The following is a 22301-nucleotide window of genomic DNA, read 5'->3' on the forward strand; positions in this document are numbered from 1 at the left end:
CGACGGGGCTTTTTCGTTTGTAGTTAAGCTATTTCCTTGTTTGCAGCGGCCCGCGAGCGCGGGAGGTCCAGATGAAATTCGTCGATGAAGTATCCATACACGTAAAAGCGGGTGACGGCGGCAACGGCATGATGAGTTTCCGCCGGGAGAAATTCATCGAGAAGGGTGGCCCCAATGGCGGTGACGGCGGCGATGGCGGGTCGATCTGGCTCGAAGCCGACATCAACCTGAACACCCTGGTCGATTACCGTTACACCCGACGTTTCACCGCGCAGAACGGTGAGAAGGGCGGGAGCACCGAGTGCACCGGCGCCAAGGGTGAAGACCTGGTGCTGCCGGTCCCCGTGGGCACCACGGTGATCGATGCGGCGACCCAGGAGATCATCGGTGACCTGACCCAGCCCGGTCAGCGTATCCGCGTTGTCCAGGGCGGCTGGCACGGCCTGGGCAACACCCGGTTCAAGTCCAGCACCAACCGCGCACCGCGGCAGACCACCCCGGGCAAGCCCGGCGAAGAGCGCGATCTCAAGCTGGAGCTCAAGGTGCTGGCGGACATCGGTCTGCTCGGCCTGCCCAATGCCGGCAAGAGCACCTTCATCCGCGCGGTCTCGGCTGCCAAGCCCAAGGTTGCGGACTATCCCTTCACCACCCTGGTGCCCAACCTGGGCGTGGTCAGCGTGGGGCGCTTCAAGAGCTTCGTGGTTGCCGATATCCCGGGGCTGATCGAAGGGGCGTCCGAAGGCGCCGGCCTGGGAATCCGCTTCCTCAAGCACCTGGCGCGGACCCGCCTGCTGCTGCACCTCGTCGACATGGCGCCCCTGGATGAAAGCGATCCGGCCGAGGCTGCCGAGACCATCATCAACGAGCTGACCAAGTTCAGCCCGGCGCTGGGCGAGCGTGACCGCTGGCTGGTGCTGAACAAGGCCGACCAGTTGCTCGATGACGAGCGCGAAGAGCGCCTCAAGGCGGTGGTCGAGCGTCTGGACTGGCAGGGTCCGGTCTTCGTCATCTCCGCCCTGGAGCGGGAAGGCACCGAGCAGCTCTGTCAGGCCATCATGCAGTATCTCGACGAGCGGACCCTGCGTCTCGCCGAGGACCCGGCCTATGCCGAGGCGCTGGAAGAACTCGATCAGCGCATCGAGGACGAGGCGCGGGCGCGTCTGCAGGCGCTGGACGACCAGCGGGCCCTGCGCCGTTCGGGCGTCAAGGCGGTGGACGAAGACGGCGACTTCGATGATGACGAAGACGACGGCGACGGTCCGGAAATCTTCTACGTACGGTAAGAAAGGAGCTTGCCCATGCGTGATCAGGTGTCTGGCGCCCAGCGCTGGGTGGTGAAGATCGGTAGTGCCCTGCTGACCGACGACGGGCGTTGTCTGGATGGCGGGGCCATGGCTGGCTGGGTCGAGCAGATGGTGGCCCTGCACCAGGCGGGCATCGAGCTGGTGCTGGTGTCCTCGGGTGCGGTGGCGGCCGGTATGAGTCGGCTCGGCTGGGCGCAGCGTCCGACCGCCATCAACGAGTTGCAGGCGGCAGCGGCGGTAGGGCAGATGGGGCTGGTGCAGGCCTGGGAATCCAGTTTCGCCGAGCATCAGGTGCAGACCGCGCAGATCCTGCTCACCCATGACGACCTGTCCGATCGCAAGCGCTACCTCAATGCCCGCAGCACCCTGCGCACCCTGGTGAGCTTGGGTGTGGTGCCGGTGATCAACGAGAACGATACCGTCGTCACCGACGAGATCCGCTTCGGCGACAACGACACCCTGGCTGCCCTGGTGGCCAACCTGGTCGAAGCCGATCTGCTGGTCATCCTCACCGATCGCGATGGCATGTTCGATGCCGATCCGCGCAACAATCCCGACGCCAGCCTCATCAGCGAGGCGCGCGCCGACGATCCGGCCCTGGATCTGGTCGCCGGTGGTACTGGCGGTGCCCTGGGGCGTGGCGGCATGCAGACCAAGCTGCGTGCTGCGCGTCTGGCGGCGCGCTCCGGTGCCTATACCGTCATCGTCGGCGGGCGGATCCAGCAGGTGCTCAGTCGCCTGCAGCAGGGCGAACAGCTGGGTACCCTGCTGTCACCCGAGCGTGGCCTGGTGGCGGCGCGCAAGCAGTGGCTGGCGGGGCATCTGCAGGTGCGTGGCACCCTGCGCCTGGATGCCGGTGCGGTGGAGGCCCTGGTGGGCGGTCATCGCAGTCTGCTGCCGGTGGGCGTGCGAGCGCTGGAAGGCAGCTTCCGGCGCGGCGAGATGGTTGCCTGCGTCGGTCCGGACGGGCGCGAGGTGGCGCGTGGCCTGGTCAACTACAGTGCGACCGAGGCGCAGCGCATCCTGGGGCGGCCTTCGGATGCCATCGTGGTTGAGCTGGGCTATGTCTACGAGCCCGAGCTGATTCACCGGGACAACCTCGTCCTGGTCTGACGATCGTCGATCCTGGCGCCTCTCCGGAGGCGTTGGATTCCCGAATCCCAGGCAATAAAAAACCGGCCGAAGCCGGTTTTTTACTTGAACGCTTATCAGGCAGCGGCGGGGGTAGCCAGGGCCTTGATGTGCGCGTTCAGGCGGCTCTTGTGACGAGCGGCCTTGTTCTTGTCGATGATGCCCTTGTCGGCCATGCGGTCGATGACCGGAACGGCAGCAACATAAGCGGACTTGGCTTTTTCCAGGTCCTTGGCTTCGATCGCCTTGACGACGTTCTTGATGTAGGTACGCACCATGGAGCGCAGGCTCGCATTGTGGCTGCGACGCTTCTCAGCCTGTTTGGCGCGTTTTTTGGCGGAGGGGGAGTTAGCCACCGTGGAGCTCCTTCGAAAAAGACTGTATTGGGTACAGAGCGAACTCTGTAGCAAGTACAGAGCTAAATTAAGGTCGCGAATCTTGACGTCCCTGGCGGCGCCTGTCAAGGCTGTCTGGATGGATATCCGGCTGGTCGCCGATGAAGGGCCTCGTTACACTCGATCGCTTGTGCCCATCGCGCGACTGCGCTCACGCGCATCCTCTGTCACGTCCCGCTGCGTTCACCGAGTCCTCTCCCTGCCATGAATCTGCTCAAGTCCCTGGCCGCCGTCAGCTCCATGACCATGCTGTCCCGCGTGCTGGGTTTCGTGCGCGACACCATCGTCGCCCGCACCTTTGGCGCCGGCATGGCCACCGACGCCTTTTTCGTCGCCTTCAAGCTGCCCAACCTGCTGCGCCGCATCTTCGCCGAAGGGGCCTTTTCCCAGGCGTTCGTCCCCATCCTCGCCGAATACAAGGCCCAGCAAGGCGAGGAGGCCACCCGCACTTTCCTGGCCTACGTCAGTGGCCTGCTGACCCTGGTGCTGGCGGTGGTCACGCTGCTGGGCATGCTGGCTGCGCCCCTGGTGATCTGGATCACCGCGCCGGGTTTCGCCGATACCCCGGAGAAATTCGCCCTCACCTCCAGCCTGCTGCGGGTGACCTTTCCCTACATCCTGCTGATCTCCCTGGCGTCCCTGGCCGGGGCCGTGCTCAACACCTGGAACAGGTTCAGCGTGCCGGCCTTCGTGCCGACCCTGCTCAACGTCAGCATGATCGTCTTCGCGCTGTTCCTGACCCCCTATTTCGATCCGCCGATCATGGCCATGGCCTGGGCGACCCTGGTGGGTGGCCTGGCGCAATTCCTCTATCAGCTGCCGCATCTCAAGCGCATCGGCATGCTGGTGCTGCCGCGGCTGAATCTGCGTGACAGCGGCGTCTGGCGGGTCATGAAGCAGATGGGGCCGGCGATCCTCGGGGTCTCGGTCAGCCAGATTTCGCTGATCATCAACACCATCTTCGCCTCCTTCCTGGCGGCCGGCTCGGTGTCCTGGATGTACTACGCCGATCGCCTGATGGAGCTGCCCTCGGGGGTGCTCGGCGTGGCGCTGGGGACCATCCTGCTGCCGGCGCTGTCGCGCACCTACGCCAAGGCCGATCGCCAGGAGTATTCGCGGCTGCTCGACTGGGGCCTGCGACTGTGCTTCCTGCTGGTGCTGCCCTGCTCGGCGGCCCTGGCGCTGCTATCCGAGCCCCTGACCGTCTCGCTGTTCCAGTACGGCCGTTTCGATGCCCATGACGCCCTGATGACCCAGCGGGCACTGGTCGCCTATGCCGTGGGGCTGCTCGGCATCATCCTGGTCAAGGTGCTGGCACCGGGCTTCTATGCCCAGCAGAACATCAAGACCCCGGTGAAGATCGCGCTCTTCACCCTGGCGGTGACCCAGGTGCTCAACCTGATCCTGATCGGTCCGCTGCAGCATGTGGGCCTGGCCCTGGCCATAGGCGTCGCGGCCTGTCTCAACGCCGGCCTTTTATTCTGGCAACTGCGCCGCCATAACCTGTTCATCCCCCAGGCGGGCTGGACAAGCTTTCTGCTGCGACTGCTGATCGCCGTGGCGGTGATGACCGCTGTCCTGTTCGGCCTGATGCAGCTGTTGCCCAGCTGGAGCGAAGGACTGATGTGGCAGCGCCTCTTGCGTCTGGGCGGGCTGGTCGCGGCGGGGGTGCTGGCCTATTTCGCCAGTCTCTTCCTGCTCGGCTTCCGCGTGCGCGACTTCAATCGGCGCGCGGTGCTGTGATTGCACAAGGCCGGGTGTGCGCCTGTCCTCGCGGCGGGCATCCGGATATAATCGATTAATTTCTGAGCAATACCTACCCATGCAGCTGTTTCGTGGTCTCCATCATCTCGACGCCTTTCCCAAGGGCTGCGTTGCCACCATTGGCAACTTCGACGGGGTTCACCTGGGGCACCAGGCCATCCTCGCGCGGCTGCGTGAGCGGGCGGCGGAGCTCGGGGTGCCCAGTTGCGTGGTGATCTTCGAGCCGCAGCCGCGGGAATTCTTCCTGCCCGATATCGCGCCGGTACGTCTGACCCGCCTGCGCGAGAAGCTGGAATGCTTCGCACGCCTGGGCGTCGACAACGTGCTCTGCCTGAACTTCAATCGGCGACTGCGCGAGTTGTCCGCCGAGGCCTTCGTCCAGCAGGTGCTGGTGGAAGGCCTGGGGGTGAAGCACCTGGAGATCGGTGACGACTTCCGTTTCGGCTGCGACCGCGCCGGCGACTTCACCTACCTGAACCTGGCTGCCCGCGACCACGGCTTCACCCTGGAAGCCGCCACCACCGTCGAGCTGGACGGCCTGCGGGTGAGCAGTACCCTGATCCGCCAGGCCCTGGCCGACGGCGATCTGGCCCTGGCCGCGCGCATGCTGGGCCGGCCCTACAGCCTCTCGGGACGGGTCTTGCACGGCCAGAAGCTGGCGCGTCAGCTGGGCTGGCCCACGGCCAACGTCCAGCTCAAGCGGCGTCGACCGCCGCTGCGCGGCGTCTATCTGGTCAGCAGCCTGATCGATGGGCGGGTGGTGCCGGGCGTGGCCAATATCGGCCAGCGGCCGACGGTGCAGGGCGATGGTCGTCCGCATCTGGAGATCCATCTGCTGGACTTTGCCGGCGACCTCTATGGCCGCCACCTCAGCGTGACCTTCGTGCAGAAGGTCCGCGACGAACAGAAATTCGCCTCTCTGGAGGCCCTCAAGGCGGCGATCGAAGCGGACGTCGCCACGGCCCGCGCCTACTGGCAGGGGCAACCGTCAACGAGCCTGGACTGACATGACCGATTACAAAGCGACGCTCAACCTGCCGGAAACGGCATTCCCGATGAAAGCCGGCCTGCCGCAGCGCGAGCCGGAAGCGCTCAAGCGCTGGCAGGACATCGACCTGTACGGGAAGCTGCGCGCCATCGGCAAGGGCCGTCCGACCTTCATCCTGCATGACGGTCCGCCCTATGCCAACGGCAGCATCCACATCGGTCATGCGCTGAACAAGATCCTCAAGGACATCATCACCCGGTCCAAGACCCTGGCCGGCTTCGATGCCCCCTATGTGCCGGGTTGGGACTGCCATGGCCTGCCCATCGAGCACAAGGTGGAGACCACCTTCGGCAAGAATCAGCCGGCGGACCTGACCCGCGAGCGCTGCCGCGCCTATGCCAGCGAGCAGATCGAAGAGCAGAAGGCCGGCTTCGTCCGCCTGGGCGTGCTGGGTGACTGGAGCAACCCCTACCTGACCATGAACTTCGCCAACGAGGCCGGCGAGATCCGCGCCCTGGGCGAACTGGTCAAGAAGGGCTTCGTCTTCAAGGGCCTCAAGCCGGTCAACTTCTGCTTCGACTGCGGCTCGGCCCTGGCCGAGGCCGAGGTGGAGTACCAGGACAAGCGTTCCGACGCCATCGACGTGGCCTTCCCGGTCGCCGATGCCGACAAGCTGGCAGCCGCCTTCGGCCTCGAAGCGCTGGCCAAGCCCACCGCCATCGTCATCTGGACTACCACCCCCTGGACCATCCCGGCCAACCAGGCGCTCAACGTGCATCCCGAGTTCACCTATGCGCTGGTGGACGTCGGTGATCGCCTGCTGCTGCTGGCCGAAGAGCTGGTGGAAAGCTGCCTGGCGCGCTACGGCCTGCAGGGCGAGGTGATCGCCACTGCCCCGGGAACCGCCCTGGAGCTGATCAACTTCCGTCATCCATTGTACGAGCGCCTGTCGCCCATCTATCTGGCCGAATACGTCGAGCTGGGCGCCGGTACGGGTATCGTGCACTGCTCGCCTGCCTACGGTGAGGACGACTTCCGCATCTGCAAGCAATACGGCCTGAGCAACGACGACATCCTCAATCCGGTGCAGAGCAACGGTGTCTACGCCGAGTCGCTGCCGCTGTTTGGCGGCCAGTTCATCTGGAAGGCCAACCCGGTCATCGTCGGCGCCCTGGAAGAGGCGGGCGCCCTGCTCAAGCACGAGGCGATCAACCACAGCTACATGCACTGCTGGCGCCACAAGACCCCGCTGATCTATCGCGCCACCGCCCAGTGGTTCGTCGGCATGGACAAGCAGCCCAACGAGGGCGCCACCCTGCGCGAGCGTTCCCTGGCCGCCATCGAGCAGACCCAGTTCGTCCCGGCCTGGGGCCAGGCTCGGCTGCACGGCATGATCGCTGGCCGTCCCGACTGGTGCATCTCGCGCCAGCGCAACTGGGGCGTACCGATTCCCTTCTTCACCCACAAGGAAAGCGGCGAGCTGCATCCGCGTACTGTCGAGCTGATGGAAGCCGTCGCCCAGCGCGTCGAGCGCGAGGGCATCGAAGCCTGGTTCAAGCTCGATCCCGCTGAACTGCTCGGCGAAGAAGCCGATCAGTACGACAAGAGTCGCGACACCCTCGACGTCTGGTTCGATTCCGGCACCACCCACTGGCACGTGCTGCGCGGCTCCCATGCCGAGCTGGCCCATGACCAGGGCCCGGCGGCCGATCTCTACCTGGAAGGCTCCGACCAGCACCGTGGCTGGTTCCACTCCTCGCTGCTGACCGGTTGCGCCATCGACGGCCATGCGCCCTACAAGGAACTGCTGACCCACGGCTTCACCGTGGACGAGCAGGGCCGCAAGCAATCCAAGTCGCTGGGCAACGTGGTCGCCCCACAAAAGGTCATCGACAGCCTGGGCGCCGACATCCTGCGCCTCTGGGTCGCCTCCACCGACTACACCGGCGAGATGGCGGTTTCCGACCAGATCCTGCAGCGCAGCGCCGACTCCTATCGGCGCATCCGCAATACCGCGCGCTTCCTGCTCTCCAACCTCTCCGGCTTCGATCCGGCGGTCAACCGGGTCGCTCCCGAGGATATGATCGACCTGGATCGCTGGGCTGTGGATCGTGCGCTGCTGCTGCAACAGGAAATCGAGCAGGCCTACGCTGAGTACCGCTTCCTCAACGTCTACCAGAAGGTGCACAACTTCTGCGTGCAGGAGCTGGGCGGCTTCTACCTCGATATCATCAAGGACCGCCAGTACACCACTGGCGCCGACAGCCTGCCACGGCGTTCCTGCCAGACCGCGCTGTATCTGATCGCCGAGGCCCTGGTGCGCTGGATCGCGCCTATCCTGTCCTTTACCGCCGACGAGATCTGGCAGTACCTGCCGGGCGAGCGGGAAGAGTCGGTGATGCTGACCACCTGGTACGACGGCCTTTTCGCCCTGCCCGAGGGCGCGACCCTGGATCGTGCCTACTGGGATCAGGTGATGGCGGTCAAGGCCGCGGTCAACAAGGAGCTGGAGAACCAGCGCGCCGCCAAGACCCTGGGTGGCAGCCTGCAGGCAGAGATCACCCTCTACGCCGACAGCGCCCTGCAGACCGTGCTGGAAGCCCTGGGCAACGAACTCAGATTCGTGCTGATCTCGTCCCAGGCCGCTGTCCAGCCGCTGGAAAAGGCTCCGGAAGGCGCCGTGGCCAGCGAACTGAGCGGCCTCAAGCTGGTGGTCCGCAAGTCCGAGGCACCCAAGTGCGCCCGCTGCTGGCACCACAGCCACAGCGTCGGCCAGGATGCCGCGCATCCGGAGATCTGCGAGCGCTGCGTCACCAACGTCTACGGTGCCGGCGAGGTGCGCGAGCATGCGTGACGCCTCGCGTTTCGGTGCCTTGCCCTGGTTGGCCCTGAGTGTGCTGGTGATCCTGCTGGATCAGCTGACCAAGCTCTACTTCCAGGCCAACCTGTCGCTCTACCAGAAGGTGCCGGTGATTCCGGACATCCTCAGCTGGACCCTGGCCTACAACCCGGGCGCCGCCTTCAGCTTCCTGGCCGATCACTCCGGTTGGCAGCGTTGGTTCTTCGCCGGCATCGCCGCCGTAGTGAGCGTGGTCCTGGTGGTCTGGCTCAAGCGCCTGCGCAACGACACCTGGACCGCCATCGCCCTGGCGCTGATCCTCGGTGGTGCGCTGGGCAATCTCTATGACCGCCTGGTCCTGGGCCACGTCATCGACTTCATCCTGGTGCACTGGCGCCAGGAGTGGTACTACCCGGCCTTCAACCTGGCCGACAGCGCCATCACCGTCGGTGCCGTGATGCTGGCCCTGGACATGTTCCGCAAGAAGAAGCCCGAGGAAGCTCATGGCTGAGATCACCATCGGCCCGGATACCCGGGTCACCCTGCATTTCGCCATCAAGCTGCAGAATGGCGACGTGGTGGACAGTACCTTCGACAAGGCGCCGGCCACCTTCACTGTTGGCGACGGCAATCTGCTGCCCGGCTTCGAGCAGGCGCTGTTCGGCCTCGAAGCCGGTACCAAGACCAGCCTGACCATTCCGCCGGAACGCGGCTTCGGTCAGCCCAACGACGGCAACCTGCAAACCATGGCGCGGGACGACTTCAGTGACATGGAGCTGTCGCCCGGCCTGCTGATCATCTTCAGCGACGCCGCCGGTGGCGAGATGCCTGGCGTGGTCAAGAGCTACGACGACGAGCAGGTGATCATCGACTTCAACCACCCGCTGGCCGGTCGTGTACTGACCTTCGACGTGGAAATCCTGGCCATCGAGCCTGCCGTCTCCCATTGATCCAACGCCGCCCGTGAAGCGGGCAGAGGAGCCTATGCAGATCAAGCTCGCCAATCCCCGCGGCTTCTGCGCCGGCGTGGACCGCGCCATCGACATCGTCGACCGGGCGCTGGACGTTTTCGGTCCGCCAATCTATGTGCGTCACGAAGTGGTGCACAACAAGTTCGTGGTCGACAACCTGCGCGCCCGTGGCGCCGTCTTCGTCGAAGACGTGGCCGACGTACCGGACGACGTCATCCTCATCTTCAGCGCCCATGGCGTCTCCCAGGCGGTGCGCCGCGAGGCCGCCGAGCGTGGTCTGAAGGTGTTCGACGCCACCTGTCCGCTGGTGACCAAGGTGCACATGGAGGTCGCGCGCTACAGCCGCGATGGCCAGGAGTGCATCCTCATCGGCCACGCCGGGCATCCGGAGGTGGAGGGCACCATGGGCCAGTACGATGATCGTGCCGGCGGTGCCATCTACCTGGTGGAAGACGAGGAAGACGTGGAAAAGCTCGAGGTGCGCAACCCCGAAGCCCTGTTCTATGTCTCCCAGACCACCCTGTCGATGGATGACACCCGCAAGGTGATCGATGCCCTGCGCGCCAAGTTTCCCCGCATCAATGGCCCGCGCAAGAACGACATCTGCTACGCCACCACCAACCGCCAGGACGCCGTGAAGACCCTGGCGCTGGAAAGCGACGTGGTGCTGGTGGTGGGCAGCCCCAGCAGTTCCAACTCCAACCGCTTGCGCGAACTCGCCGAACGCCTGGGCACCCCGGCCTATCTCATCGACGGCGCCGAAGACCTGCAGCAGAGCTGGTTCGAAGGCGTGCAGCGCATCGGCGTCACCGCCGGCGCCTCGGCCCCCGAGGTCCTGGTACGCGGCGTCATCGACCAGCTGCAGAGCTGGGGCGCCACTGGCGAGGTCGAGCTGGAAGGCGAGCCGGAACACATCACCTTCACCCTGCCGCGAGAGTTGAGGGTGAAGGCGGTATAGGGCGTCGCTGGCGCCCTAGCGGCGCCAGCAGTCGGCGGTGGTGACGTTTTGGCCGGTTTGGCCCTTCAAGCCGGTGTTGGTGAGTGTCAGATTCCCGCACCTGTCGCCGGCCATGGGGCCGCCTGCACGAGGAGTCGCCTGAAGGGTGTAGTCAGTAGCCGTCACCGCACTCAGGCTCAAATCATAGACGGGCCGCCCTCCATCCTTAGGAGCGGTAGTGAACGGCAGGGCGGGTGCCGTACCAGCCGCATCCGTGGTGTAGCGTCCCAGACGGGTGTAGCTTCGCTCCATGAACTGTGCCAACTCCATGAGCGAAGCCTGGGCATCGGCTCTGTTAGCCCTGCGTATGTGCTCCTGATACGACGGATACGCGATGGCGGCCAGGATGCCCACGATCGCCACCACGGTCATCAGTTCAATGAGCGTGAAGCCAGTCTGTCTGGGTCGATGTGGCCACTTGTTGGATGAAGGCATGATCAATTCCTAATTTCTCGCCAGGAGACTCGCCCTGATGTCCTCGTTCCCTTGGGAATGACAAGGCGATTGCCCTGGCTGTCATAAAGCACGTCCGTAGGCGAAGGACTACCATCGGCCAGGGTATCCCTATTCAATATGGTAGGTGTTTTGAGAATACCGCCATTGATATCTATCATGCCGGAGTCCGGTATGTTTCCGCCGAGCAAGGTGTCGTTGTCGCTATCGTTCAGTTGATTGTCTTGATTCAGGTCGAAATAGGTGTATTTCAGCGAACCACCATTCAACGGATTGATCGCCATGGTCCAGCTGGTACCGCCGCCGGTGCAGGGGTCGCTCGAAGGCGTCAGGGTCGTGAATACCAGTGCACCACCGTTCAGCCTGCTTGACGAAACCACTCTTTCTCCCGTCAGGGTGCCCGGACCGCCATTTGCGCTCTTCCAGACCAGGTCTAGGAACCAGCCGGCTTGGGTTGAGGTAAGGTCGATGGTGCTAACACGACGTCCTTTTCTTGTGCCAACCGTCCGCTCATTGAGGATTTTCTGCTCGAGCAGCTGGCTTCTAGTAACCGTCTGACCGCGATCAATGATTCCGTAGAAGGTTTCCATGCGGGGCGTGCCCGTCAGGTTGTTGTCGCCTACTTGAAAGTAGCTACCTGTTCCAAACAGGATGATGGCTTTGCCATCGGTATTCAGGGCGGCGCTGAGTGGCGCGGTGATGGGTTGTCTAACAGCGTTGCTGGCGTTGCCGGCAGTCGCGATGAACATGGGCGCAGTAGGCGTTTGCCAGGCCGAGCTATCAGAGCCGGAAACATCGAAACGCCATAGGTTCCCCGCCGTGTCTCCCACATAAAAATAATCGGTGACGCGATCATTGTTCAGATCTATCGCCAGGGGCTCGCCTAGGCCGCCCGTGGTGGTCAGGGTAAAGGTCTTGAGTACCTCGCCATTGCTGGCATCAAGAATCCAGACCTTGCCTGAAGTCACAGCGTTATCGCTAAAGCCGCTGGTGACGATGACGCCGAATTTGCCATTGGGTAGAGCGACGATGGCGGGCTTCTGGATGGGATAGCGCATGTCTGGAGAGGAAAACTCCCAGAGTGCTGCCTGATTCGTCATGGCTCCGGGATTCGTGACATCCAGGGCGAAGACTCCATTGCCACCGGCCCCCGTGGTGCCTACGACCAGGGTATGCCAGCTATCGCCGAAGTAGACGTCAGACGTCGCCGGAGAGCCATCCACGAAGTATCTATGACTGTAGTTGCTTTGGGTTAGCCGGTAGAGATTGCCCATCACGGCCTGAGGCACATAGGCAAAGAGTTCGGTTCCGCCCGTGGCGGTAAGGCTGGCATCAAAACCATGCAGCATGCCATCGTTGGCGCCGACGACGATCAAGGGTGTGCGGCTCTTGTAGGCCGTGCTCTGGCGGAAAGCGAGATACTGGTCGCCGCCCAGGGCGCTAGGCAGCAGGTTATAGCCGTAGTCTGGCTGACCCACGAACAGTGGGTCGGAATTGACGATATCACCCAGGCGGCTGGCACGCTTACGCAAGGGACTGGAGGCGGCGGTTTCCTCACTGCGGTTGCCCTGCAGATAGGCCAATCGCCGTCTACCCTCGTTCTCACTGGCTTGACTGCCATCGGTATTACGACGCAGCGCAGCCTGCCCTTGCGCTTTGATGCCGTCCCAGTCGAAGTTCTGGCGGTCCGTCGACACCAGGTTGGTACCCGTGAAAGGCCCCATGGTGAATATCTTGCGCGTGGACCAGGATTGGGCATCCAGCTTGGCCGCAGCGCTCCAGAAACTGGTGGCGGATAGGGTGCCGTCGGTATTGAAGGTCTTTGCAATCAGATCCCCGCTCCAGTAACGAGCACTGAAGTTCGCTTGGTAGAACGCGGTGCCGGTTTCCAAAGAGCCACTGTTGGCGCCCAGAGAGGTAGTGGTGCTACTGGTTTCGCTGACGATCTTGGCGAAGGCGTTCTTCAGACTGGTGGTCATGGCTTGAGCGTCGCTGGCCACGAAAAAGTTGTCCGGACGTTTGTCTCCCGTAGACAAGGTTTCGCCGTTGGTGGTCCAAAGGTTTTCGGTGATGCTGGCCTGGGTGGTCGTGGTTGCATAGGGATCGAAGTTGCTGGGTACTACGAAGCCACCATATTTGGCTGCAAGCCAGTATTGGTTCTGGCGTTTCCCCGCGAGCGTTTGGTTTTCCCGAACGTCCATCCAATAGGTGGATATCGTTTGGTTCCCGCCAAGATCCGGCCGTTGATCTCGGGTATGGGCATCGTAGGCAAGGCCGGCGATATAGGCCGAGTTCCCACGCCCGGTAAAGGGGGTGTTGATGTTGATGCTTTCCAGCGAGGCAACTTTCTGGGTGGCGGTTTGTACATTCACCGTGGTGTCCGCTGTCACCTCGGCGGGCTTCGCGGGTTCGCCACCTGAGGAGGTGTCGCCTCCTGGGAGATTCTTGTCTTGCCAGGTATTGGTATCGCCGATACCCAAAATCACGTTCTTCTGGCAGGAATAGGTGATGGGGTCTCGCCAGCTGGTAACAACTGGAAAGCCATCGGCCTGGGCATATCGATTGGTCGCGTCCCCGGTGAGATTGCTATAGGAGGCCACGTTGCCCTGATTCTTGAAGTAGCGGATGGCTGTGTAATAGAGCTCGCTGACCGGGTCTATACTCTTCAAATTTCGATAGTTTTTCTGGGCGTCATAGGGCATTGAGCCGAATTTGTTCAGGTAATTGATAACGCCACTGTTGGTGATGCCGGTGGTACCCAGTGTATCGCTGGCTTCTGTAGGTGAAGGATTAATACTTTGAACGCCAGTGGTCGCGTCCCACTCCGCCCTGGAGTTGCTGCTCTGGTCGGGATTTACCGGGCCGATGAATGCTTGGTTGGCCCTAAGTACGCCGCCATCGCGAAGCTGATCGGAATCGTTGAGATAGCTGAATACCGAGTAGCGCAGTCGATCCGAATACTGTTGTAGCAAGCCTTCGGGCTTGTAGTTGGTATTTGAATAACGCTTGCAGTTGGCTTCAATGCCCACCGCCGGATTGCAAACCCGTACCTGAACGCGTACGCGATAGACGCTGTTGGTATAGGCAGCTCTGCCTCCAGGATCGTAGTCTCTGCGAAGATTGTTGCCATCCCATTGACGCGTATTGCTGGGATCCAGATCGACCCAGACCTCAGGCCAGTTGTTGCCAAAGCCATAGTTCGCGGAGCCGCCGCCACCAATGCGGTCGTTCCAATTGGAAAACAGCAGGTCGAAACCCTGACCTTCCAGCCGGACATAGAGATTGTCCCAGGTGGCTGCGAAAGGCGTTGCGCCGGCGATTTCGGCGAAGGGAATGATCCCCTGGTTGGTGTTCAGGCGATTGCCTGCACTGTTCTGCCCATCGTGCCGGGCTTTTTGAAGCACCGTAAGGGTTGCGGTATCCCTGACGCGAGCGCCTCCCGTCAGGGCACTGCGAAACGGATCGATGGTAGGTGTCGCGGCCCAATTGAGAAAGTTACCACTCCACTGCCTGGCCCCAGTGCACTTATGGCCGTTGGCCGCGCTTTGGGGCTCAAACCAGCTGTTATCCAAGTTGGTGCCGCCTTGACTGGACGCATTGGCGTAACTGTAGACATAGCACTTGTCAGAGTCGAAATAGCCACTGTAGGTACTGGCAGAGCTATAGCTGCCAAGGTTGGCTACTGAAAGGACCGTAGGCCACTCTACCGAAGGGACCAGTGCCAGGCTACCGGGTATGTCACCACCGGTTACCAGAGGCGATTGCGAGACGATCGCCTGGGCCAGTGGCGCTATGGCAAGACAGGCCAACAGGCCGGAAATGCGAAGGCGGCTGAAAGATGCAGTAGATCGGCGCATGGAAATCTCCGGGCCTAACGCCTGATGTAAAGAGTGCTGATTTCTACGCTGGAACTGGCTGCAGTGCTGGCGGACTGACCGTTGCCAGAGGAGGACAAGTCTTGAGCTGCACCCTGACCCTTGCTGAGGATACGGACGACGCTGGTAGTAATGGGCTTGCTGCTACCTACATCTCCTCCCGCGCTTCGCAGCGTGACCCCGGGCAGCGGCACGATGCTGTAGGTGGTCGACTGCAGCTCTGGCGGAGTGATGGTTACGGATCGAGGCGCCGTCATGTTCTGCAGTGCCGCGATACTGGTGTTCGTTACCCATGCCTCGGCGACTCGTTGGCCCATCTCCGCGGCCTGGAAGGCTTGGCTTTCGTCACGCAGATTGCCGGCCATGCGCTCCTCCAGAGTGGTGCCGCGCATGCTGCCAAGGGCTAGCAGGGTCAAGAGCAGTAACATCACCAGGGTGACGATCAGGACCGCGCCGCGTTGTGTCGCAGGAAGCTGATTCATGGCAGATGATTTCGGATGCTGACGGTAAGGGTGAAGACCTGACCAATGCGGCCATCGGCGATGGTTAGCGGGTCGACACCCTGGACCGGAGGATCATTGAAGACCAGTTGCTGATTAGGCGAGACGGCATTGCGCTCGCGACTCACCGCCAATAGACGGATGCGGGCCGAGACGACGCTTTGCCAATCGGTGATATCGCTGGCGTCTTTATAGATACCGGTACCCGAGGTGCTAAGGCTGCCACTAGTGGTCGCCGTGGCATAACGGATCTGGAGCCGCTGGATACCAGTGACCAATTCTTCGGCTGGTTGATTGCGGCCGTCGTAGACCCTGCGCCACAGTGAGGGAACACCGGTATCGGCATTGTCCTGCAGGTAATACACCACGCTTTGATAGAGCAACAGCTGCGCCATGTCCCTGCTGGTACTGGGGTTGGTGCTGCTGCTGGTGTTCTTGGCTATGGTGGTGCCGTAATCGTGTGGGGCGAAGGTCTTGCCATTGGGCAGGGATACGCGATTGTCGTTGGCGGTGCTCTGATTGGCGAACAGATGGCAGCTCAATGGATCACTGATGACCAACAGACGATTCTGGGGCAGGCCGGCGGAGGTCGAGATCCGATCTGCCGTGGCGCCAGTCAGCAAGACCCCGGCAGGGGTCACCGCATGGGCAAGAAAGACCACATCCGAGTCAGGCGTGCGCGCATCGAAGGTCGGCTTGAACCAAGGGGGCGTCTTGTTCGGGGCCTGGTTATTGGTATCACTCGTGGTGCTCCAGCCCTGAATACCTGTAGTCAGGACATAGCGGATATCGTCTGTGCCGTCTGCTTGTTGGGTGAGGGTGTTCGGCAGCAGACTGGTGAGAGCTGTCAGGCATCCCCCACGATAACCGGCGTTACGCAGATCGAAGGAGAGAAACTCCAGAGCGAACCGTCCCGACTCCTGCACCTGTGACAATGCCGAATTGGTCTGGTAGGTACGTTTGGAGGATAGGAACAACTGCAGTACGCCGCCCATCAAGAGTAACCCGAGTAGCAGGGCTATCATCAGTTCGATGATGGAAAGGCCGCCTTGCCGCTTGGCTAAGATGGGCCTCATAGCTGCGTCCTGTAGGTAAAGAGCTCGAAACTGCTGTTGCTGCTGGCGGGGCTGCTGCAACTGTCGCTTGTCGGTGCCACCGCTTGAGCTGATTTGATCGCGGCCCGGCGATCATTCCAGCAGATGGTGACGACGACTGCGTTGCTGTTGTCCAGGCTCAGACTGCCTGTGCCTTGGGGGAGACTCAAAGCCAGGGCGTTCAGCCAGCCATTGACGTCTTGCTGGGCGGCTGAGCCCGAAAGCGCGTTATCGCTTTTTGAGGTCGGAAAGCTCACTGAATAGCTACTCCGATTGGCCAGCGCTGCAACTCGGTTCGCGCGCATGCGATCAACGATGTCATTGGCCAGAATAGTGGCCTGGGAGCGATAGTAGGCGCCCTGGTTGCTCTGTACGCTCACTGTCTGCAAGCCGGCCAGACCCAGTAAGCCGATCGCCAGGATGAGCATGGCGACCAGTACCTCAATCAGGGTGGCACCCTTTTGCCGTTCGCGCCCGCTCATGGGCAGCCACCCGCGTTGACCGTGGCATTGCCGGTTGCGCTGACCTGGATGGTACGGCTGCATGTGGATGCCGTGGTGATCGTGAACGTTGCTTGAGCACCGCTGAGACCATTGCTTTGATAGGTCATGCCCGTACTCGGGCCCGTGAGAGTGCCACCACTGATAGGTTCCCAGGTTCGTAACACGATGGTGCCTTGCATCAGGCGCCAGCCAGATGACCAGTCCGCGCCGTCCACGCAAACGCTGCTACCTGCAGTGCTGCGACAAAGCACTACATTGGTCCGCCGCTTGAGCGCTTCGGACCGAGCGAGTTGCAGGGTGCCCAGCAACTCATTACTCAAAACAGCTGCACGATTACTTTGCAGCATGCGGGTAAAGGACGGCGCAGCAATGCTGATCACGATCGCCAGAATGGCGATCGCTACCAGGGTTTCGATCAGGGTAAAGCCGTACTGGGTCCGCATCGTCGGTTTCGCCGGGCTGGAAGGCCAAGCATGGGGGATCATGCCTGGCTGGACCAGCGTACGGCGGATATCCGGTCGAAACGGGAAGGTGTTTGGTCAGGGCGTTCAGGCGCAGCGATCGCTGGTGCGAAGATTCGCTACCTCGATCCGCCCTGCCTTGTTCAGGACCAGTCGTGCGCGCGGCTCGGCGCCTTGGCAGAGGATGAAGCTGCCGTTCAGGGCGTCGGTCACGCCGCTGTTTAAAAATGTCAGATGAGGTAGCGTACGGAAATTGTTCCACCGCCAGTGCAGTCCCTCGGGGAGCTGACTGATCAGCAGGGTGGGCTCTTCGACTGATTGAAGGCCATCGCGATCCCAGTCGCGGAAGACGCGGGTGGTAGCCGACCAGAGGTTCGAGCTGTCGCACTCGCCGGTCGGTGCATGACAGATGGACACAGTGCCGTGGCCACTGATCGCAGCCGCCCGTGCGAAGTTGACTGTCTCCCTGAGTTGCTGAATGGCCAGCTGCTGGCGATTGCGCTGCAGCATTCCCCCAAACGCGGGGACGGCCAGGGAGGCCACGATACTCAGTATGCTGAGGCAGATCAGGGATTCGAAAAGGCTGAAGCCTCGCGCGATGCGATAGGTCATGTTGACGTCCTTGTGGGTAGGCGGCCTTCCTGGCCGAACTAGCCGTTTTGCGCCAGGACGGCGGAACAGTCAATTCCAGGATGTAGAGGTGTGACGTGATCTTTGATGTAGCAGTGGTCGGGGCAGGTGCGATCGGGCTGATGTCGGCCTATTGCCTGTCCTTGAGCGGTCGGCGGGTGGTGGTGGTCGAGCGCGGTGAGCCGGGGCGAGAGGCGTCCTGGGCCGGCGGCGGGATCGTGTCGCCGCTGTATCCGTGGCGCTATCAGCCTGCGGTGACGGCGCTGGCGCACTGGTCGCAGGATTTCTATCCGGTGCTGGGGGAGCGGCTCCGGCAGGAGACGGGGGTGGACCCCGAGGTGGAAGTGACTGGGCTGTACTGGCTCGATCTGGAGGACGAAGCCGCGGCGCTGGACTGGGCGCGGCGCAATGTGCGGCCGCTGGCGTCGGTGTCGGTCGCGGCGGTGCGGCAGCGGGTACCGGTGCTGGGGCCGGGCTATGAGCGGGCGGTCTTCATGGCAGGGGTGGCCAATGTGCGTAATCCCCGGCTGGTGCGCTCCCTGCGCGAAGCCCTGCTAGGCATGCCGAATGTGACGCTGGTGAGCGAGTCGCCGGTGACCGGTTTCCTGCGCCAGGGCGAGCGGGTAGTGGGGGTGCAGACCGCGCGCGAGGCCATCCATGCCGAGTCCGTGGTGGTCTGTGCCGGGGCCTGGAGTGGTGATTTGCTGCAGAGCCTGGGGCTGGCCGTGCCGGTGCGGCCGGTGAAGGGGCAGATGCTGCTGTATCGCCAGCCGGTGGGTTATCTGACCAGTATCGTGCTGGCCAAGGGGCGCTACGCCATTCCGCGCCGCGATGGGCATATCCTCATCGGCAGTACCCTGGAGCACGCCGAATTCGACAAGACGCCGACCGCCGAGGCGCTGGCCAGCCTGCAGGCCTCCGCCGCCGAGTTGCTGCCGGCGCTGGCCGGCCAGGCGCCGGTGGCACACTGGGCGGGACTGCGGCCGGGCTCGCCGGATGGCGTGCCCTTCATCGGGCCGGTACCGGAGCTGCCCGGGCTGTGGCTCAACTGCGGGCACTATCGCAACGGCCTGGTGCTGGCGCCGGCGTCCTGCCAGTTGCTGACCGATCTGCTGACCGAACGCACGCCGATCATCGATCCGGCGCCCTATGCGCCAGGCGCGCGGTTGGCGGCCGGCTGATCAGTCGATGCCGAGCTTCTTCAGTCGGTAGCGCATCGAGCGGAAGGAGAGACCCAGGCGTTCCGCGGCGGCGGTGCGATTCCAGCGGGTCTCTTCGAGCGCCTGCATGATCAGCTGGCGTTCGATGGACTCCAGGTGGTCTTCCAGATTGGCGATGTTGGCCAGGCTGGCTTCGCCGGTGGCGGTGACTGCCGGGGCATCGGCCAGGCGCAGATCGGCCGGGCGGATGACGTCGCCCTCGCAGAGGGTGTAGGCCCGCTCCAGCATGTTTTCCAGTTCCCGCACGTTGCCGGGGAAACGGTAGCTTTTGAGCTTGGCCAGGGCATCCTCGCCCAGCGTGGCCGCGGCCAGGCCGGAGTCGCGTGCCAGGCGTTCGAGCATATGGTTGGCCAGGATGCCGATGTCTTCGCGGCGCTCGCGCAGGGCCGGCACCTGCAATTCGATGACATTGAGGCGATAGTAGAGGTCCTGGCGGAAGGTCCCGGCGGCGACCTCAGCGGCCAGATCCCGGTGGGTGGCGCTGAGGATGCGTACGTCCAGGCTGATCTCCTGCTGGCTGCCTACCGGGCGCACGGCCTTTTCCTGGATGGCGCGCAAGAGCTTGACCTGCATCGGCAGCGGCAGATCGGCCACCTCGTCGAGAAACAGGGTGCCGCCCTGGGCGGCCTGGAACAGGCCCTGCTTGTCCTCGATGGCGCCGGTGAAGCTGCCCTTGCGGTGGCCGAAGAATTCGCTTTCCACCAACTCCGAGGGGATGGCGCCGCAGTTGACCGGCACGAAGGGCCGACCGGCCCGCGGACCCTGCTCATGGATCAGTCGTGCCACCCGCTCCTTGCCGCTGCCCGATTCGCCGCTGATGTAGACCGGCGCCTGGCTGCGCGCCAGTTTGGCGATCTGGTTGCGCAGGGCGCGCATGGGCGGCGATTCGCCGAGAAGTTGGGTTTCGCTGTCGCCGGCCGCTGCCGGGGCAGGCCCGGACAGCCGCAGGGCCGTGCCTACCAGTTCACGCAGGCGCGGCAGGTCCACCGGCTTGGTGAGGTAGTCGAACGCACCGGCCTTGAGGGCCTGGACCGCGGTTTCCAGACTGCCGAAGGCGGTGATCATGGCCACCGGCAATTGCGGAAAGCGTTGCTGGATGAACTGGATCAGGTCCAGTCCCGAGCCGTCGGGCAGACGCATGTCGGTCAGGCAGAGGTCGAAGCTTTCCCGTTCGAGGATGGCCCGGGCATCGGCGATGTTCTTGGCGCTAGCGGTGTCGAGCTTCATCCGCCCCAAGGTGATCTCCAGGAGTTCGCGGATATCGGGTTCATCGTCGACGATCAGGACTTTCTGTCGGGCCATGCTCAGCTCATTGTGCGGGGATGGGCGAAGGTGATGCGAAAACAGCTGCCGTTCGCCAAGGGATGATAGCCAAGTCTGGCCTGGTTGCCCTCGCAAAGCTCACGGGAGATGTACAGGCCCAGCCCGGTCCCCTTGTTCTCGGTGGTGAAGAAGGGCTCGAACAGGTGGTCGAGTTGCTCGGCGGCGACGCCCGGTCCGTCATCGACCACTTCGAGGATGGGCAGGTCGCTTTCCGGATCGCGGTAGGTGCTGAGCCAGACCTGGCCGATGCCGTGCTTCTGGCAGCTGTAGCGCAGGCCGTTCTGCACCAGGTTGGTCAGGATCTGGCCCAGTTGGTGGGGATCCATGTGCGTCTGCAGGGTGCCCGGCTCGGTCTTGACGTGCAGCGTCTGGCCGGCGGGCAGGGTAGGGCGCAACTCCCCGGCGAAGCGGTGCGCCCAGTAGCGCAGGTCGATCAGCTGAGGGGCGGCCTGCTGGCGGCGAGACAGCTGCAGTACGTTTTCCACCACCCGGTTCATCCGCCGCGACTGGTCCTGGATGATCTGCGCCAGGCGCCGGTCCGGCGTGGCCAACTCTTCGGATTCCTGCAGCAATTGCGCAGCGTGACTGATGGCGCCCAGCGGATTGCGGATCTCGTGGGCGATGCCAGCGGTGAGACGGCCCAGGGAAGCGAGCTTGAGTTGCTGGGCCTGCTGGGCGATGCGCGAGACGTCTTCGAGAAAGGTCAGCACCCGCTCGCCTTCGCCCTGTTGCAGGCGGGCGAAGCTGGGTTGCAGCAGCGGGCCGTTGGCATAGGCGCGCCAGGGCGCCGGCCGGATACTGGGATTGCGCTCCCACTCTTCGAGGCGTTGGGCGAGACCCAGGGCCAGGGGGGCGATGGTGTCCTCGTCGTCCACCCCCAGCAGGCGCCGGGCTGCCGGATTCACCAGCAGCACCTGGTATTCGGCGTCGAACACCAGGATGCCGGTCCGCATGCGTTCGAGGATCAGGGCGTTGAGGGCCTCCAGTTCGGCCACGGCCGTGGCGCGGGTTTCGGCCAGGGCCTGGCTGTCCAGCAGCCGCCGGACTAGGCCCTGCACCAGCAGCGCCGTGGCGAAGCAGAGGGTGCCCAGGCCCGCTGCCTGCACATAGCCACTGCCGCTGTCGCCGCGGCGCAGGTCGAGATAGCCGGTCGCCAGCAACAGGGCGATGGCCGCCAGGGCGGCGATCAGCAGGCCGCGGCGGCCACGGATCAGGACGTTGGATACCCCGACGGTCACCACCAGCAGACTGCCCATGCCGCTGGCGATGCCGCCGGCCAGGAAGAACAGGCCGCCCAGGGCGAGGATGTCGATCAGCGCCAGGGTGAAGGCGCGACCGCGCAACAGGCGTTGGCCGACCGCCAGCACGGCGTTGATGGCGAGATAGGCCCAACTGGCCTGGCGGAACAGCTGGCCGTCGACTGTGCGCAGCCAGTGCTGGTCCAGGTCGCTGGAAATCAGCACCACCAGCGCCAGGCCGATGACGATGCGATAGAGGTGATAGAGCCGCAGGACCGCGTCGGCTCTCAGGGTGCCTGGATCAGTCGCGCTGCTCATGCTGCAACCGGCGATGTTCGGCGCTGCAGTACCAGCGCTGGCCTTCGCCATCGGCCAGGGCTCTCTCCTGGGGCACGTGCACGCCGCAATGGGCGCAGCGCACCATGGGGTTGGGCGGCAGTGGACGGGCCTTGCCGGACGGCGTCTGCGTCTTGCCGCGCCACCAGCGTCTGATCATCCAGAACAGCGCGCCCAGGAGGACGAGCCACAACAGCAGGCGAAGCAGACCCATGGCGATCTCGCAGCGTGAAGGAGGGTGGAGTTTAGCAGGGCCGCTGCAGGCGGTGAGCCCCGCAT

The 22301-nt window shown here is 63.4% G+C and carries 20 protein-coding genes; 9 read left to right on the forward strand and 11 right to left on the reverse strand.

From position 1 onward, the window contains the following. Window positions 1–71 precede the first annotated feature (71 nt). A complete protein-coding gene (gene cgtA, locus ACZ5R1_RS04390) occupies window positions 72–1283 on the forward strand; it encodes an Obg family GTPase CgtA (RefSeq protein WP_027600173.1) in 1212 nt (403 codons plus the stop codon). Window positions 1284–1298: 15 nt separating this feature from the next. After that, on the forward strand, window positions 1299–2417 hold the full coding sequence (gene proB, locus ACZ5R1_RS04395) for a glutamate 5-kinase (protein WP_007160794.1): 1119 nt from the start codon (window positions 1299–1301) through the stop codon (window positions 2415–2417). Between the two features lie 95 nt (window positions 2418–2512). On the opposite strand, the gene rpsT is transcribed toward proB, so the two are convergent. Then, entirely contained in the window at window positions 2513–2791 is a 279-nt protein-coding gene (rpsT, locus tag ACZ5R1_RS04400) for a 30S ribosomal protein S20 (RefSeq protein ID WP_007160795.1), read from the reverse strand. Between the two features lie 243 nt (window positions 2792–3034). On the opposite strand from rpsT, the gene murJ reads away from it, so the two are divergent. The 6 genes from murJ to ispH all read left to right on the forward strand — a co-directional run bounded on the left by murJ (window position 3035) and on the right by ispH (window position 10350). Then, the gene (gene murJ / locus ACZ5R1_RS04405; RefSeq protein WP_044341580.1) at window positions 3035–4573 is read left to right on the forward strand and encodes a murein biosynthesis integral membrane protein MurJ; all 1539 of its coding nucleotides are present in this window, start codon (window positions 3035–3037) and stop codon (window positions 4571–4573) included. A 79-nt stretch (window positions 4574–4652) separates the two neighbouring features. Next, window positions 4653–5600, forward strand: a complete 948-nt coding sequence (gene ribF, locus ACZ5R1_RS04410; RefSeq protein ID WP_007160797.1) for a bifunctional riboflavin kinase/FAD synthetase — start codon at window positions 4653–4655, stop codon at window positions 5598–5600. A gap of 1 nt (window position 5601) precedes the next feature. Then, the gene (ileS, locus tag ACZ5R1_RS04415; protein WP_058791928.1) at window positions 5602–8436 is read left to right on the forward strand and encodes an isoleucine--tRNA ligase; all 2835 of its coding nucleotides are present in this window, start codon (window positions 5602–5604) and stop codon (window positions 8434–8436) included. Next, window positions 8429–8932, forward strand: coding sequence for a signal peptidase II (lspA, locus tag ACZ5R1_RS04420; RefSeq protein WP_027600177.1), 504 nt, complete (start codon window positions 8429–8431; stop codon window positions 8930–8932). Before ileS ends, lspA begins: the two co-directional genes overlap by 8 nt. Then, window positions 8925–9371, forward strand: coding sequence for an FKBP-type peptidyl-prolyl cis-trans isomerase (locus ACZ5R1_RS04425; RefSeq protein ID WP_007160800.1), 447 nt, complete (start codon window positions 8925–8927; stop codon window positions 9369–9371). The genes lspA and ACZ5R1_RS04425 overlap by 8 nt, the downstream gene beginning before the upstream one ends. A 34-nt stretch (window positions 9372–9405) precedes the next feature. Beyond that, window positions 9406–10350, forward strand: coding sequence for a 4-hydroxy-3-methylbut-2-enyl diphosphate reductase (ispH, locus tag ACZ5R1_RS04430; protein WP_042137075.1), 945 nt, complete (start codon window positions 9406–9408; stop codon window positions 10348–10350). Between the two features lie 15 nt (window positions 10351–10365). On the opposite strand, the gene ACZ5R1_RS04435 is transcribed toward ispH, so the two are convergent. The 7 genes from ACZ5R1_RS04435 to ACZ5R1_RS04465 form a co-directional block, all read right to left on the reverse strand. Next, window positions 10366–10824: a type IV pilin protein gene (locus tag ACZ5R1_RS04435; protein ID WP_027600857.1), complete on the reverse strand. Its 459-nt coding sequence runs from the start codon at window positions 10822–10824 to the stop codon at window positions 10366–10368. 2 nt (window positions 10825–10826) lie between these two features. After that, a complete protein-coding gene (locus tag ACZ5R1_RS04440) occupies window positions 10827–14699 on the reverse strand; it encodes a pilus assembly protein (protein ID WP_288504714.1) in 3873 nt (1290 codons plus the stop codon). 14 nt (window positions 14700–14713) lie between these two features. After that, on the reverse strand, window positions 14714–15199 hold the full coding sequence (locus ACZ5R1_RS04445) for a pilus assembly PilX family protein (protein WP_150339534.1): 486 nt from the start codon (window positions 15197–15199) through the stop codon (window positions 14714–14716). Further along, entirely contained in the window at window positions 15196–16293 is a 1098-nt protein-coding gene (locus tag ACZ5R1_RS04450; RefSeq protein WP_288504715.1) for a PilW family protein, read from the reverse strand. The genes ACZ5R1_RS04445 and ACZ5R1_RS04450 overlap by 4 nt, the downstream gene beginning before the upstream one ends. Beyond that, window positions 16290–16793 (reverse strand): type IV pilus modification protein PilV, encoded by a 504-nt coding sequence (pilV, locus tag ACZ5R1_RS04455; protein ID WP_028700280.1) that lies wholly within the window; start codon window positions 16791–16793, stop codon window positions 16290–16292. Before pilV ends, ACZ5R1_RS04450 begins: the two co-directional genes overlap by 4 nt. Next, window positions 16790–17299, reverse strand: coding sequence for a GspH/FimT family pseudopilin (locus ACZ5R1_RS04460; RefSeq protein WP_288407332.1), 510 nt, complete (start codon window positions 17297–17299; stop codon window positions 16790–16792). The genes pilV and ACZ5R1_RS04460 overlap by 4 nt, the downstream gene beginning before the upstream one ends. A 63-nt stretch (window positions 17300–17362) precedes the next feature. Continuing rightward, on the reverse strand, window positions 17363–17887 hold the full coding sequence (locus tag ACZ5R1_RS04465) for a GspH/FimT family pseudopilin (protein ID WP_027600855.1): 525 nt from the start codon (window positions 17885–17887) through the stop codon (window positions 17363–17365). Between the two features lie 140 nt (window positions 17888–18027). On the opposite strand from ACZ5R1_RS04465, the gene ACZ5R1_RS04470 reads away from it, so the two are divergent. Beyond that, entirely contained in the window at window positions 18028–19086 is a 1059-nt protein-coding gene (locus tag ACZ5R1_RS04470; protein WP_464713263.1) for an NAD(P)/FAD-dependent oxidoreductase, read from the forward strand. Here ACZ5R1_RS04470 and ACZ5R1_RS04475 read toward each other — a convergent pair whose 3' ends face one another. The 3 genes from ACZ5R1_RS04475 to ACZ5R1_RS04485 are packed head-to-tail and all read right to left on the reverse strand — an operon-like array spanning window position 19087 to window position 22236. Beyond that, window positions 19087–20427, reverse strand: coding sequence for a sigma-54-dependent transcriptional regulator (locus tag ACZ5R1_RS04475; protein WP_464712824.1), 1341 nt, complete (start codon window positions 20425–20427; stop codon window positions 19087–19089). Between the two features lie 2 nt (window positions 20428–20429). Continuing rightward, window positions 20430–22004: a sensor histidine kinase gene (locus ACZ5R1_RS04480; protein WP_464712825.1), complete on the reverse strand. Its 1575-nt coding sequence runs from the start codon at window positions 22002–22004 to the stop codon at window positions 20430–20432. Next, entirely contained in the window at window positions 21988–22236 is a 249-nt protein-coding gene (locus ACZ5R1_RS04485; RefSeq protein ID WP_007160810.1) for a PP0621 family protein, read from the reverse strand. Before ACZ5R1_RS04485 ends, ACZ5R1_RS04480 begins: the two co-directional genes overlap by 17 nt. Window positions 22237–22301: the final 65 nt, after the last annotated feature.

This window comes from Pseudomonas sp. Pso3 (assembly GCF_055393275.1).

Bases quoted from the DNA above. Each gene is read 5' to 3' on its own strand.
- cgtA (WP_027600173.1), top strand. From the start codon at position 72: ATGAAATTCGTCGATGAAGTATCCATACACGTAAAAGCGGGTGACGGC.
- proB (WP_007160794.1), top strand. From the start codon at position 1,299: ATGCGTGATCAGGTGTCTGGCGCCCAGCGCTGGGTGGTGAAGATCGGT.
- murJ (WP_044341580.1), top strand. From the start codon at position 3,035: ATGAATCTGCTCAAGTCCCTGGCCGCCGTCAGCTCCATGACCATGCTG.
- ribF (WP_007160797.1), top strand. From the start codon at position 4,653: ATGCAGCTGTTTCGTGGTCTCCATCATCTCGACGCCTTTCCCAAGGGC.
- ileS (WP_058791928.1), top strand. From the start codon at position 5,602: ATGACCGATTACAAAGCGACGCTCAACCTGCCGGAAACGGCATTCCCG.
- lspA (WP_027600177.1), top strand. From the start codon at position 8,429: ATGCGTGACGCCTCGCGTTTCGGTGCCTTGCCCTGGTTGGCCCTGAGT.
- ACZ5R1_RS04425 (WP_007160800.1), top strand. From the start codon at position 8,925: ATGGCTGAGATCACCATCGGCCCGGATACCCGGGTCACCCTGCATTTC.
- ispH (WP_042137075.1), top strand. From the start codon at position 9,406: ATGCAGATCAAGCTCGCCAATCCCCGCGGCTTCTGCGCCGGCGTGGAC.
- ACZ5R1_RS04435 (WP_027600857.1), bottom strand. From the start codon at position 10,824: ATGCCTTCATCCAACAAGTGGCCACATCGACCCAGACAGACTGGCTTC.
- ACZ5R1_RS04440 (WP_288504714.1), bottom strand. From the start codon at position 14,699: ATGCGCCGATCTACTGCATCTTTCAGCCGCCTTCGCATTTCCGGCCTG.
- ACZ5R1_RS04445 (WP_150339534.1), bottom strand. From the start codon at position 15,199: ATGAATCAGCTTCCTGCGACACAACGCGGCGCGGTCCTGATCGTCACC.
- ACZ5R1_RS04450 (WP_288504715.1), bottom strand. From the start codon at position 16,293: ATGAGGCCCATCTTAGCCAAGCGGCAAGGCGGCCTTTCCATCATCGAA.
- pilV (WP_028700280.1), bottom strand. From the start codon at position 16,793: ATGAGCGGGCGCGAACGGCAAAAGGGTGCCACCCTGATTGAGGTACTG.
- ACZ5R1_RS04460 (WP_288407332.1), bottom strand. From the start codon at position 17,299: ATGATCCCCCATGCTTGGCCTTCCAGCCCGGCGAAACCGACGATGCGG.
- ACZ5R1_RS04465 (WP_027600855.1), bottom strand. From the start codon at position 17,887: ATGACCTATCGCATCGCGCGAGGCTTCAGCCTTTTCGAATCCCTGATC.
- ACZ5R1_RS04470 (WP_464713263.1), top strand. From the start codon at position 18,028: ATGTCGGCCTATTGCCTGTCCTTGAGCGGTCGGCGGGTGGTGGTGGTC.
- ACZ5R1_RS04475 (WP_464712824.1), bottom strand. From the start codon at position 20,427: ATGGCCCGACAGAAAGTCCTGATCGTCGACGATGAACCCGATATCCGC.
- ACZ5R1_RS04480 (WP_464712825.1), bottom strand. From the start codon at position 22,004: ATGAGCAGCGCGACTGATCCAGGCACCCTGAGAGCCGACGCGGTCCTG.
- ACZ5R1_RS04485 (WP_007160810.1), bottom strand. From the start codon at position 22,236: ATGGGTCTGCTTCGCCTGCTGTTGTGGCTCGTCCTCCTGGGCGCGCTG.